At 71.7% G+C, this 12,263-nt stretch carries 9 protein-coding genes, 1 tRNA gene and 1 pseudogene; 7 read left to right on the top strand and 4 right to left on the bottom strand.

Annotation, left to right across the window (positions count from 1 at the left end):
* Positions 1–94: 94 nt before the first annotated feature.
* From H4687_RS20290 to H4687_RS20280, 3 genes and pseudogenes are all read left to right on the top strand, one after another.
* The gene (locus H4687_RS20290; protein WP_046917756.1) at positions 95–1,399 is read left to right on the top strand and encodes a replication initiator; all 1,305 of its coding nucleotides are present in this window, start codon (positions 95–97) and stop codon (positions 1,397–1,399) included.
* A complete protein-coding gene (locus H4687_RS20285; RefSeq protein WP_046917757.1) occupies positions 1,392–1,604 on the top strand; it encodes a helix-turn-helix domain-containing protein in 213 nt (70 codons plus the stop codon). The genes H4687_RS20290 and H4687_RS20285 overlap by 8 nt, the downstream gene beginning before the upstream one ends.
* Positions 1,604–2,738: pseudogene (locus H4687_RS20280) on the top strand (tyrosine-type recombinase/integrase). The gene H4687_RS20285 and the pseudogene H4687_RS20280 overlap by 1 nt, the downstream one beginning before the upstream one ends.
* A gap of 106 nt (positions 2,739–2,844) precedes the next feature.
* Here H4687_RS20280 and H4687_RS20275 read toward each other — a convergent pair.
* Both H4687_RS20275 and H4687_RS20270 read right to left on the bottom strand, forming a co-directional pair.
* Positions 2,845–2,917 (bottom strand) — tRNA-Arg (locus H4687_RS20275).
* Positions 2,918–3,115: 198 nt separating this feature from the next.
* A complete protein-coding gene (locus H4687_RS20270; protein WP_225966755.1) occupies positions 3,116–4,222 on the bottom strand; it encodes an SNG1 family protein in 1,107 nt (368 codons plus the stop codon).
* A 282-nt stretch (positions 4,223–4,504) separates the two neighbouring features.
* Between H4687_RS20270 and H4687_RS20265 the strand changes: the two genes are divergently transcribed.
* The 3 genes from H4687_RS20265 to H4687_RS20255 are packed head-to-tail and all read left to right on the top strand — an operon-like array spanning position 4,505 to position 7,440.
* A complete protein-coding gene (locus H4687_RS20265) occupies positions 4,505–5,653 on the top strand; it encodes an ABC transporter ATP-binding protein (protein WP_046919125.1) in 1,149 nt (382 codons plus the stop codon).
* Between the two features lie 3 nt (positions 5,654–5,656).
* Positions 5,657–6,469: an ABC transporter permease gene (locus H4687_RS20260; RefSeq protein WP_050398155.1), complete on the top strand. Its 813-nt coding sequence runs from the start codon at positions 5,657–5,659 to the stop codon at positions 6,467–6,469.
* Positions 6,470–6,471: 2 nt separating this feature from the next.
* Entirely contained in the window at positions 6,472–7,440 is a 969-nt protein-coding gene (locus tag H4687_RS20255) for an ABC transporter permease (protein ID WP_225966753.1), read from the top strand.
* Positions 7,441–7,520: 80 nt separating this feature from the next.
* On the opposite strand, the gene H4687_RS20250 is transcribed toward H4687_RS20255, so the two are convergent.
* Both H4687_RS20250 and H4687_RS20245 read right to left on the bottom strand, forming a co-directional pair.
* On the bottom strand, positions 7,521–9,239 hold the full coding sequence (locus H4687_RS20250; protein WP_050398153.1) for an IclR family transcriptional regulator domain-containing protein: 1,719 nt from the start codon (positions 9,237–9,239) through the stop codon (positions 7,521–7,523).
* Between the two features lie 489 nt (positions 9,240–9,728).
* The gene (locus H4687_RS20245) at positions 9,729–11,030 is read right to left on the bottom strand and encodes a M6 family metalloprotease domain-containing protein (protein WP_050398345.1); all 1,302 of its coding nucleotides are present in this window, start codon (positions 11,028–11,030) and stop codon (positions 9,729–9,731) included.
* 384 nt (positions 11,031–11,414) lie between these two features.
* On the opposite strand from H4687_RS20245, the gene H4687_RS20240 reads away from it, so the two are divergent.
* A complete protein-coding gene (locus tag H4687_RS20240) occupies positions 11,415–12,068 on the top strand; it encodes a TetR/AcrR family transcriptional regulator (protein ID WP_046920175.1) in 654 nt (217 codons plus the stop codon).
* Positions 12,069–12,263 lie beyond the last annotated feature (195 nt).

Below are 12,263 nucleotides of genomic sequence, written 5' to 3'. Positions count from 1 at the left end.
GCCGCCCCGGGGCCGTCCCTCCCAACCGCCGAAACAGCCGAAAGGAACACCCATCATCACCCGGCAGACTCCGCCCCCGCTGGCGGAACTCTCCATGCTCGCCTCACTCGGCACCCTGCCCGAACTGGCCCGCCAACTCTCCGGCCTGGGCGGCTGCACCCACCCCGTACGCCTCGACGGCCACCGCACCGAGTACGCCGTCGACACCACGACCGGTGAGGTCGGGCGCGTCCTGCACCACCTCGACTCGACCACCCTCCCCGCCGGAAACCTCCTCGTCCGCTGCAACAACCGCCGTGCCACCCGCTGCGCGGCCTGCGCGGAGGTCTACCGCCGCGACACCTACCACCTGATCACCGCCGGACTGCGCGGCGGCAAGGGCACCCCCGAACAGGTCGGCACACACCCGCGCGTCTTCGCCACCTTCACCGCGCCGAGCTTCGGCCCGGTCCACAACCGCCCCTCCAGCGGGCAGCCCTGCCGCTGCGGCGTCCGGCACGACGACACAGACCCGGCCCTCGGCACGCCCCTCGACCCGGACACGTACGACTACGAAGCAGCCGTGCTCTGGAACGCCCACGCCGGAGCCCTGTGGCGCCGCTTCTCCATCTACCTCCGCCGCGAGGTCGCCAAGCTGGCCGGCCTCACCCAACGCGCTTTCCGCGACCACGCCCGCATCTCCTTCGCCAAGGTCGCCGAATACCAAAAGCGCGGGGCCGTCCACTTCCACGCGGTCATCCGCCTCGACGGCCCCGAAGGCGGCGACACCTCGCCCCCGGCCTGGGCCACGGCCGAGCTGCTGAGCGACGCCATCCACGCCGCCGCCACCGCCGCTCGCGTCGGTGGCCCGACCGTCGACGGCCGGGCCCACACCTTCACATTCGGCCGTCAGCTCGACGTCCGCCCGATCCGTTCCGCCGACTTCGACGGCGGCCAGGAGCTGACCGAGCGGGCCGTAGCGGCGTACATCGCCAAGTACGCAACCAAGGGCGCCGAGACCGCGACCGGCACCCTTGACCGGCCGATCCGCTTCCTCGCCGAGCTGGCCGGGGCCCGGATCACCGACCACGCCCGCCGCATGATCCGCACCGCCTGGACCCTCGGCGCACGCCCCGAACTGGCAGACCTCCGCCTACGCGCCTGGGCGCACATGCTCGGCTTCCGCGGCCACTTCTCCACAAAGTCCCGCCGCTACTCCACCACCCTCGGAGCCCTCCGCGACGCCCGCGCCGACTGGCGACGAGCACAAGCCGATCCACCCGCACCCCAGGACGGCGAAACCACCCTCGTCCTCGCCCACTGGGTGTTCGCCGGAACGGGCCTCAGCGCGGGCGAGACCTGGCTTGCCGCGTCCCTCGAACCCGCCCCCGGAACAGAAGGAGAACCCACTCGTGGCTGACCGCTACCTCACCGTGGCGCAGGTGGCCGAACTCCTCGGCACCACGGAACGCTTCCCGCGCCGACTGATCGCCGAGCGACGCATCGAGTTCGTCAAGGTCGGCCGACACGTCCGCATCCCAGAGAGCGCGATGAACGCCTTCATCGACGCCAACACGGTGCAACCGATCGGGCACCGGCGCGACTCCCTGCGAAGGGTCGCCTGATGGCAAACAAAAAGGGGAGGCGTAGAAACTTCGGGTCGGTCCGGCAGCTTCCGTCCGGCCGCTGGCAGGTCCGCTACCGCGACCCGGAGACGGGCCAGTTGCGTCCGGCTGAGAAGACCTACCCGACCAAGACCGATGCTCAAGCCGCTCTCACGCACGTCGAGTCCGACATCACGCGTGGGCAGTGGTCGGACCCGGACGCCGGGGCGGTGAACTTCGAGGAGTACGCGACCGCGTGGCTGCGGGACCGGAAGCTCGCCGACCGCACCCCGAGAGCGGAACGAGTCGGTGATGCGGCTGCACATCCTGCCCACCTTCGGGGCCGGATCGGTGGCCGACGTGACGACGACTCGGGTGCGCAGCTGGCGCGGCAGGCTCCTCGCGGCCGGCATCGGTGAGCCGACGGTCGTCAAGGCGTACCAACTCCTGCGGGCCCTGATGAACACGGCTGTGGATGACGAGCTGATCCGGCGCAACCCATGCCGCGTCAAGGGGGCAGATCGCTACGACGTGCCCGAGCGGCCGGTCCTCACGGTGCCCGAGGTCTTCGCCATCGCCGACTCCATCGCGCCGCGCTACCGGCTGCTCGTGCTCCTGGCGGCCTTCACCACGCTGCGGTTCGGGGAGCTGGCGGCCCTGCGGCGTCGGGACCTCGACGAGGAGGGGCTGACTGTCACTGTTCGCCGGGCTCAGGCCGAGTTGCAGAGCGGGCGGCTCTTCGACAAGGGCCCGAAGTCTGCGGCCGGGGTGCGTACCGTCTCCTTCCCGGCCGAGCTGCTCGACGACGTCACGCGTCACCTGGAGCAGGTCGCTGCTCCTGGCCGTGACGGTCACGTCTTCGTCGGGCCGCAGCGCGGGCAGTTGCGACGGAGCAACTTCCGCGACGACTGGGTCAAGGCCCGGAAGGCGGCAGGTGTCACGTCCGAACTGCACTTCCACGATCTTCGGCACACCGGCAACACGCTGGCCTCGACCGCTGGGGCCAGTACCCGTGAGTTGATGACCCGCATGGGCCACAGCAGCTCGCGTGCCGCGCTGATCTACCAGCACATGACCAGCGACCGTGACCGGGCCATCGCTGATCGGCTCGGGGCGATGATCCGTGAGGGTGGGGGAGAGGCCGTCTCGGACTAGAGGATCCGGCCGTCCACAAAGCCGTAGTGGCACGCGTGTGGCACGGCCTCGAACACCACGAAGGGCCAGCCTGGGAGGAAACCCTCCTGAGCTGGCCCTTTTGCTGTGCCCCCGGCAGGATTCGAACCTGCGACACCCGCTTTAGGAGAGCGGTGCTCTATCCCCTGAGCTACGAAGGCAAAGGCAGGGATCTGTTGGAAACGTGCAGGAATATAGAGGCCAATGCCACTGATCCCGGACACATCGATCCACTGATCCGGCGGTGCGCCAGCGGACTGGCACGCCGCCGTCAGTGTAGCGGGTGGGGGTGGGCGGGCGAGGGGGTTACCCCGGCCGGCGTCGGCGAGGCGGCTGCCGACCGGCGGCCGGGCAGCGGGTTACCTGCTTGGCTCACCTGCCGTGCCGAGGGTGATGTCGTCCGGATCCACCGAGCCGTCGGACGTCGCCGTCCCCTGTCGCTCCTTCCACCACGCCGCGAACGGGGCCAGCGCCGCGCCGACCACCGCGTACGCGCCCAGTACCCACCAGGCGGCCGTCGTGGCGTGGGCGTCGAAGTACACCGTGTTGCGGACCAGCGTGGTGCCCGCGCCCGGCGGCAGTGCCTGGCCGATCGCGCTCCAGAAGCCCGGCAGCAGGACCGACGGGTAGACGCCGCCCGCGCTCGGGTTGCCCAGCACCACGAAGAGCAGGATGGTCAGGCCGGTGCCGACCATGCCCAGCAGGGTCTGGAGAGCGAGCGAGGTCGCGGCCGATGCGAACACCACCAGCGTGCCGATCCCCGCCAGCGCCCAGAAGTGACCGCTCAGCGCGTCGAACACCGGGCCCACGATCACCGCTCCGGCGACCCCGGACGCGATCGCGTACAGACCCAACGCGCCCAATCGGATCACGATGCGGTGCCGGTTGGCCGGCTTCGAACCGCTCGACATGTTCAGGATCGTCGCCGTCAGATAGCCGCCGACCACCCAGCCGAGCACCAGGTAGAAGGAGGCCATGCCGCGTCCGTCGCCGGTGTTGGGGGCCTGGATGTCGATGACCGCGACCTGCCGCTTCTGCGAGGTCTCTATCTTCTGGGCGAGTTGGGTGGCGGTCTGAGACACCGAGGGCCCGCCGGCGGAGGCGACCAGCAGCGTGTCCTTCGTGCCGGTCGCGTCGAACAGGAAGGCGGCGTCCACCGTCCGGTTCATGATCTGCTTCCGTGCGGCGGACTCGCTCGCGACGGCGGTCGCGTTCACCGGGTCGCCGTCCAGCCCGTCGAGTTGGGCGACGATCTGCGCGGCGGCCTCCGCCGGGGCCACCACCGCCACCGGCATCCGGTGTGGCGTGGGGGAGTGGAAGGCGCCCAGATAGGAGACGGTGAAGGCGAGTTGAATCAGCAGGCCGCCCAGGACGAGCCCGAAGGCCCGGAAGCTGATCGCGTCCCGTAGTTCGAGCAGAAAACTCCCCGTGGGGGAGCCGGAAGAGGCGGGGGAATCGGCGTTCATGGCGCGCATGATGTCAGGCGCCGATCTCCGCCGACGCGCTGGCCCGCGTACGCGCCGGTAACCCTTCGCCCCACCTCGGAGGGAGTGGCGAGGGACAGGCAGGCGGGAGCGGCAGCGAGAGCGAGAGCAGGAGGACTTCGGGGCGGGTTGCCTGGGTGAATGAAGTCGGTGATCTCCGAGGGCACGGCGGCCGCCTGCAAAAAAGTCGCTACCGCCCGCCGCCTCACCGGGCCTAGCATTGCCGCCGCGATTCCGGACGCCGTTCGGTGCGTCGAACTGCCTATGAGTGGGACGGATGTGTGGCCGTTGTCTGCGGTGATCGAGGCGCGCGGGCTGTCCAAGGTGTTTCAGACGACCGTACGGCGGCCCGGCCTCGCGGGGGCGCTCAGATCGCTCGTCAGTCCGCAGCGCGTGGCCAAGGTCGCCGTGCAGGACGTCGAATTCAGTGTGGGCAAGGGGGAGTTGCTCGCGCTGCTCGGTCCCAACGGGGCCGGGAAGTCCACCACCATCAAGATGCTCACCGGCATCCTGACGCCCACCTCCGGCGAGGCGCTCGTCGCCGGGGTCGTCCCGCACCGGGACCGGGAGCGCAACGCCCACAACATCGGGGCCGTGTTCGGGCAGCGGACGCAGTTGTGGTGGGACCTGCCCGCCCGGGATTCGTTCGAGATCCTCCGGGACATCTACGGGGTTCCCGAGGGGCAGTTCCGGGACCGTATCGAGGAGTTCGACGGGCTGCTCGAACTCTCCGGGTTCTGGGACACCCGCGTCCGGCACCTGTCGCTGGGGCAGCGGGTCCGGTGCGATCTCGCCGCCTCCCTGCTGCACGACCCGCCCGTCGTCTTTCTCGACGAGCCCACCATCGGCATGGACGTGGTGGTGAAGGAGCAGGTACGGCGGTTCCTGCGGCACCAGGTCGAGCAGCGCGACCGTACCGTCCTGCTCACCACGCACGACATGACCGAGGTGGAACGGCTCGCCGAGCGCGTCGTGCTGATCAACCACGGCCGCATCGTCCTCGACGGCTCGCTCCAGGAGATCCGGCGCCGCTTCGGCGGCACCTGGCAGGTCCGGGCCACGCTCGCCGACCCGGCCGACGTCGAGGCGGTCAAGCCGGTCGAGGGGGACGAGCACGGTGAGGCGGCCGGAGTCACGGAAGTGCCGCTGCCCGGGTTCGCCGGGATAGGGGTGCTGCGCTGGGAAGGGCCGCGGGTCGTGTTCGGGCCGGTCGGGGAGGACGCGCCCAGCGTGCACGAGGCGCTCAAGGTGATCATCGGGCGGTTCCGGGTCGCGGACCTGGCGCTGGAGGAGAACGACCTGGAGGACGTCATGCGCGCCGCCTACCTCAGCGACCTGCCCCCGTCCGGCACACCGGTCGACGACACCGGCCCACCCACCGCCGCTGCCTCCGCCACCACCCAGGCCCGCTGAGCCATGCAGCCCACCACCCTCTCCCGCGCCCGCCGCGTCTCCTGGATCACCCCCCGCGGCGAACTGCTCGCCCCGCCCCGGATGACCGCCACCGCCATCCGGCTCCTCGTCCAGGTCTGCCTGGTCGTCTACCTCTGGCGCGGGCTGTACGCGAACACCGACTCCAGCGCCGGGCTCGACGAGACCCAGGCCGTCGGCTACGCCGTACTCGCCGTGCTCGCGAACCGCATCCGCGGCCTCGACCGGCGCGCGGGCCGCGACACGGTGATCCAGCACCTGCACTTCGGGACGATCGTCTACTGGTACCTGCGGCCGATGAAACCCCAGCGCTACTACGCGCTGCGGGCCCTCGGCGACCAGTTGTACGGCTTCGGCTGGGTGCTCGCCGGATACGTGCTGTCCCTCGCCGTCGGGGTCGTCGCCCCGCCCGCCTCGGCCGCCGTCGCCGGGGTCTTCGCGGTGAGCATGCTGCTCGGCCAACTGGTCCTGTACTACGTGATGATGCTGGTCGACCTGTTGTGCTTCTGGACCCTGCGCAACGAGGCGGCCCTGCTCATCCTCGTCTTCGCGCAGAACCTGCTCTCCGGCGTGTACGCGCCGCTCTGGTACTTCCCGGACTGGTTCATCACGCTCAGCGCGTTCCTGCCGTTCCAGGCGACGCTCGGCGTACCGCTGTCCATCTACGTCGGGCGGATCGGCGTCGGCGACTCCTTCGGGCAGATGGCGGTGCAGGCCGTCTGGATCGTGCTGCTCGCGCTGCTCACCCGCCGGCTCTGGGAACGGGCCGGCCGACGCGTCGTGGCCCAGGGAGGATGACCATGACGAGGACCGGACACACACCCGTTCCCGACGGGACAGCCGGGACGGAGGAGACGGACAGGGCAGCCGGGGCAGTCGGGACAGCCGGGACAGCCGACCGGGAGGCCGCCCGCCCCCAGCCCGCCCGCCACGAGTCCGCTCCCCCCAGGACCCCTCCCCACGGACCGGCGCACGCCTGGCGGGTCGTGTGGCGGATCACCAGGCTCAACTTCAAGGCCCGGCTGGAGTACCGGGGCGAGTTCCTGATGAACGTCGCCGTCGGGGCGATCTGGCAGGTCTCCATCGTCGTCTTCGCCTCGGTGCTGCTCACGCGGTTCCCCGGACTCGGCGGCTGGTCCAGCTCCGACGTGCTGCTCATCGCCAGCATGCGCATGCTGGCCCATGGGCTGTACGTGCTCTTCCTCGGCCGCGTCCAGTACATGCAGGTCCTCGTCCAGGAGGGGGTCGTCGACCCCTGCCTGATCCGCCCGATGCCGGTCTACCGGCAGGTCCAGCTGGCCTTCTTCCCGGTCAACGCGATCGGCGACCTGGTCGTCGCGGCCGGGCTGTTCGTCGCCGCGCTGCAGCGCAGCTCCCTCGACTGGACGGCGGGCCGGATCACGTACGTGCTGGCCGGTGTGGTCGGCGGCATGCTGGTCGAGGCCGCGCTCTTCACCGCCCTGGCCGCCGCCGCGCTGCACTTCCCGGCCACCGCCTACTGGAGCCAGTGGCTGGAGGAGCTGATGGGGACCTTCGGCAGCTACCCCCTCAGCATCCTCCCGAGGGCCGTGTCCGCCGCGTTCACCTTCGTCGTCCCGCTCGCCTTCATCGCGTACTTCCCCGCCGGCGTACTGACCGGCCACGGCGCCGCGATGGGCGTACCGGAGGCGCTGGCGGTGGCCTCCCCCTTCGTCGGCCTCACCGCGTTCGTCCTGTCGAGGCTGCTGTGGAACTGGAGCCTGAGCAAGTACACGGGGGTCAACGGGTAGGCGGGCAGCCCAGCCCCTGCGCATGCCCGGCGCCGAGGTTCTCCCGAGGTGTGCACCCGGGCAAGTGTGCCCCCCCCAGGTCAGACCTCCGGGACGCGGCGGAACATCCCCGCCACCTCCAGCTCCTCCTCGATCCGCCGGACCGCGTCCCGCAGTTGCGGCAGAACCTCCCCCACACACTCCTCGACCGAACGCCGACTGCTGTGCATGGCGACATTCACCGCGGCGACGACCCGCCCGCCCCGCTCCCGCACCGGCACCGCGATGGACCGCAGCCCCTCCTCCAACTCCCCGTCGACGACGGCGTATCCGGCGGCCCGTACCCGCTCCAGGACGGTCAGCAGTTCCGGCCGGTCGGTGATCGTGTGCGGGGTCAGTGGGACGAGACGTTCCGGGGGCGGGAGCGGGGCCTTCGGGAGCAGGTCGGCGAGCATGACGCGGCCGAGCGAGGTCGCGTACGCGGGCAGCCGGGTGCCGAGGGTGATGTTGACGCTCATGATGCGGCTCGTGGCGACCCGCGCCGTGTACTGCACCTCGTCCCCGCCCCCGGTGAGGACCGCGAGGGACGCCGAGTCGTGGACCCGCGCGGAGAGTTCGGCCAGATGCGGAGCGGCGATGCGGGGGAGGGGGAGCATCGACAGGGGCGGGAAGCCCAGGCTCAGTACGCGGGGCGTGAGCCGGAAGACGCGGTCGTACGACTCGACGTACCCGAGGTGTTCGAGGGTGATCAGCGCGCGCCGGGCCGTCGCGCGGGCGAGCCCGGTGGCCCTGGCGACCTCCGTGAGGGTCAGCTCCGCGCGCCCCTCGCCGAACGAGGTGATCACGGTCAGCCCCCGGGCGAGGGACTCGATGAACTCCCGGCCCAGTTCCTGCTTGGAGGTGCCGGTCCAGGCGGCGAGCCCGGAGGGGGCCGAGGTGTCGCCCCGCGCCGCGGTGACCGGCGGCGGGGGGTCCCGCAGCTCCCGCAGTTCCCGTTCCATCGCCGCCACGGCCACCCGCAGCCGCGGCAGCAGTGTCGACCGCAGGGACTCCGCCGTGTGCCGGCTCGTATGGCTGACGACGTTCGCCACACACGCGATCCGTCCCGTACGGGGGTCCCGCACGGGTACGGACACCGCGACCAGCCCGGGTTCGATCAACTGGTCGTCCAGCGCCCAGCCCTGGGCGCCCGCCCGTGCCGCACGGTCCTCGAAGTCGTCGTACGCGCCGGCGCGCGGAGGCACCGCCGGGAAGCCGCGGCCCTCCGGGTCGGCCGTGCGGCGGGCCCGCCACCGGGCCCAGTCGGCCGGCTCCCACTCGGTGGCGAACAGCGGGCCGGGTGCGGTGCGTTCGGCGGGAAGGAGGTCGCCGATGCGGAAGCTGAGGGACATCGCGCGGCGGCGGGTCGCCTGGTGGATGAAGCGGACGCCGTCCCGGTCGCGGACCGCGAGGGACACCGACTCGTCCAGCTCGTCGGCGAGGGCGTCCGCGTGGGCGTCGAGGAGGCGGGGGAGGCGGAGGGCGGCCAGGTAGGCGTTGCCCAGCTCCATCAGGCGGGGGGCGAGGACGGCGTCGCGGCCGTCCAGTCGTACGTAGCCCATGCGGGCCAGCGTCGCAGTGATCCGGTCGACCGTGGAGCGCGCGAGACCGGTGGCCTTCTCCAGCGCGCTCGGGCTCAGCGTCCCGTCCGCGTCGGTGAGCCGGCGCAGCACGGTGATGCCCCGCATCAGGGGGGCGACGGCTTCGGCCGGCGCGGGCGCGGGGGCTGACGCCGGCGCGAGGGCGGGGGCCGGGGCCGGGCTCGGGACGTTCGGGAGCATGGGTTCACGGTAATGCGGCCCGCTCGCGCCGCCGCGCGGGGCGCCTCTTGGCTCGGGGGTACGGGTGCGCCGGCGGGTGCGGGCCCGGTGGAGGCTGGTCGCGCAGTTCCCTGCGCCCCTGAAAAGCAGGGGCTGCGCCCCCGTGCTTTTCGGGCTCGGAGGGTCGTCGTCCATCAGGTACGCAGGGCCTGGTGCCTTAGGGGCACGGGGAACCGAGCGACCGGCCCCAGGACCCGCACCTGGCCCAGGACTCATATCTGGCCCATGACCCGCCCCTGACCCCGTACCCGCCCCTGGTCCCGGACCCGCCCCTGACCCCGGACCCGCCCCTGACCCCGTACCCGCCCCTGGTCCCGGACCCGCCCCTGACCCCGTACCCGCCCCTGGTCCCGGACCCGCCCCTGACCCCGTACCCGCCCCTGGTCCCGTACCCGCCCCTGGTCCCGTACCCGCCCCTGACCCCGGACCCTGCCCCCCTGCCCCCACCCCTCACCCCCGCCGGACCACCACCCGATGGCTCCCCCCGGCATCCACCCCCGCCACGGCGATCTCCACCCCCGCCCGCCTGTCCTTGAACGTCTCACCGGCGACGAGCGGCGCGTCGGACAGCTCCGCGTGGACGTTGGGGCTGCGCGTGCACCCCCCGCTGTCCCGGCGGGCGTCGTGCACCTTGATGGGCCCGTTCCCGGTGTCGACCGTCGCGTCGACCCGGTACACGAGCACACCCGGCCGGCACACCGCCGCGTCGTTGCCCGCCCGCGTCCGCAACTCGGCGACGTACGCCGTCCGGGAGCTGAGCGGGACGACGACCAGCTTCGCGCCCCCGGCGGTGGCGAGCGGGGTCAGCGCGTACTCGACCGCGCCGACCGTCGCCGCGCAGCCGACCTGCGTCTCGTCGAGCCACCCGAGCTTCCACTTGTGCCAGCCCACCAGATCGTTCTCGACGCCCCAGTCCTCGCTCATGATGTCCCAGTGCCCGACGGCGCCCCCGCCCTCGTGGGTGTAGAGGTCGGGCAGCCCGAAGACATGGCCGTTCTCGTGGGGGAGGACCCGGTACCCGGTGTCCGCGTACGAGCCCGAGCCGTCGTCCTGGCGGCTGTAGACGAACGACGCGTTGGCGACCGGCACGCCGTCCGCGATCGGCGCCTCGCGGTTGCCGGCGAAGGTCACCGACAGGACGGTGTCGAGGGCGGAGGGCCCCGCGTTCGGGGTGACGAGGACGTTGATGAGGTCGTACGCCCGGAAGTCCACGAGGGGATCGGCGGCCCGCACCATGTCCTGCACCAGCCGGCGGTAGCCGGGGTCGAAGGGGGCGCCGCGCTCTATGCCGTACGAGCGGAAGGACTTCGGCATCCGCAGCCACTCGGTGAGCGGGGCCTCGGGGCGATAGTCGATACGGCCGTAACTGCTGGTCCTGAACCACTTCTGGGTCTGCGGGGCGAACTCCGCGAAGCGGTCCATCGCGCTGCCCTCGCCGGGCGCGTCGGAGAAGTCGATCATCAGGTTGAGGGCGCGGACCGTGCCGGTGGAGCGGGCGTAGCCGGGCGGGGTCGGGATGCCCTCGGACATCTGGGTGCCGAGCGGGCCGCGGATCATGCAGGGGTTGAGCGCCGAACCTCGGACCAGGGCCGTGGCCCCCGCGGCCGTCGTGGTCTCCTTGGCCACCAGGTGCCCCGTGCCGGCGGAGGTGCTGACCGCGAGGGTGAGGGCGGTGACGGAGGCGAGCGCGACGACGCGGCGCGGACGTATCCGGCGCGCGGGTATCCCGTTTCGGCGGAACGGCTGCTGCATCCACGCGCCCTTCGCTCCACGGCAGCCGTCCGTGACGAGGCTGTCCTCCTTCGATCACCCTGGTTCGAGGGGTGCGCGGGCGCGCGCTGGAAGGGCCGAACGTGGGCATCGGCGCCCGGACGCGCGGCGGCTGATCCGCCCGCGGTCGAGGCGTGGTCGAGATGAGGTCCGGGTGCGATCCGGAGGCGATCCGGACTGCCATCCGCATGCCATCCGCATGGCATCCAAGTGTGACCCAGGTCACAGGAAAAGTCTTCGGTGGGGGGAAATAACCGGGGACCGTTTCCCCGTTTAGCCATGTGTCCGAGCGAAACGGGGACTCCATCCCCGGATCGTCACCGGGCGCCCCCCACACCACCGGATCAGTCAGCAGAGGAGTACGCCGTGGAGACCGCCACCGCCGTACGTCGCAAGGTGTCCCGCCCCCGGGCCGACGCCCTGCGCAATCGGGAGCGGATCGTCGGTGCCGCCCGGGAGATGTTCGTGGAGTTCGGCCCCGATGTGCCGCTCGACGAGGTCGCCCGCCGGGCCGGCGTCGGCAACGCCACGCTGTACCGCAACTTCCCGGACCGCGAAGCGCTGGTCCGTGAGGTCGTCTGCTCGGTCATGGACCGTACGGCCCTCGCGGCCGAGGCCGCGCTCACCGAGACCGGTGACGCGTTCGAGGCGCTCTCGCGCTTCGTGCACACCTCGGCCGACGAGCGGATCAGTGCCCTCTGCCCGATGATCCAGAGCACGTTCGACACGCACCACCCCGACCTGGAGGCGGCGCGCGAGCGCCTGGAGGATCAGGTCGAGGGGATCATGCAGCGCGCCCGGGACGCCGGGCAGCTCCGCTCCGACGTGGGCGTCGGCGACCTGATGATCGCCGTCAGCCAGCTCAGCAGGCCCCCGGCCGGCACCCAGTGCGGGGGTGCCGACCGCTTCCTCCACCGCCATCTCCAACTGTTCCTGGACGGCCTGCGCGCCCCGGCCACCTCCGAACTGCCCGGCGCCCCGGTGACCGTGGAGGACCTACGGAGGCCGTGCCCGTCCTGAACCACTGACTCACTGCCCCGCTGAACCGCTGACCCCGAGGCTGTCGACGACGACACGCCCTCCCTCGCGACGCCCTTGTCCGCACCCGGTACCGATCGCCGCGTCACCCGATGACGATCGCTCGGTCCCACCTCATACCGATCACTTCGTCACCTCATACCGATCTTTCCGATCTTTCCGTCACCCGATACCGAT

The sequence above is a fragment of the Streptomyces stelliscabiei genome, from assembly GCF_014873495.1.
Classification (GTDB): Bacteria; Actinomycetota; Actinomycetes; order Streptomycetales; family Streptomycetaceae; genus Streptomyces; species Streptomyces bottropensis.
The sequence above is the reverse complement of the archived record's forward strand: the minus strand, read 5'-3'. Positions and strand labels throughout refer to the sequence as shown.

Coding starts and splice junctions, on each gene's coding strand:
- H4687_RS20290 (WP_046917756.1), top strand. CDS start 95: ATGCTCGCCTCACTCGGCACCCTGCCCGAACTGGCCCGCCAACTCTCC.
- H4687_RS20270 (WP_225966755.1), bottom strand. CDS start 4,222: ATGAACGCCGATTCCCCCGCCTCTTCCGGCTCCCCCACGGGGAGTTTT.
- H4687_RS20265 (WP_046919125.1), top strand. CDS start 4,505: ATGAGTGGGACGGATGTGTGGCCGTTGTCTGCGGTGATCGAGGCGCGC.
- H4687_RS20260 (WP_050398155.1), top strand. CDS start 5,657: ATGCAGCCCACCACCCTCTCCCGCGCCCGCCGCGTCTCCTGGATCACC.
- H4687_RS20255 (WP_225966753.1), top strand. CDS start 6,472: ATGACGAGGACCGGACACACACCCGTTCCCGACGGGACAGCCGGGACG.
- H4687_RS20250 (WP_050398153.1), bottom strand. CDS start 9,239: ATGCTCCCGAACGTCCCGAGCCCGGCCCCGGCCCCCGCCCTCGCGCCG.
- H4687_RS20245 (WP_050398345.1), bottom strand. CDS start 11,030: ATGCAGCAGCCGTTCCGCCGAAACGGGATACCCGCGCGCCGGATACGT.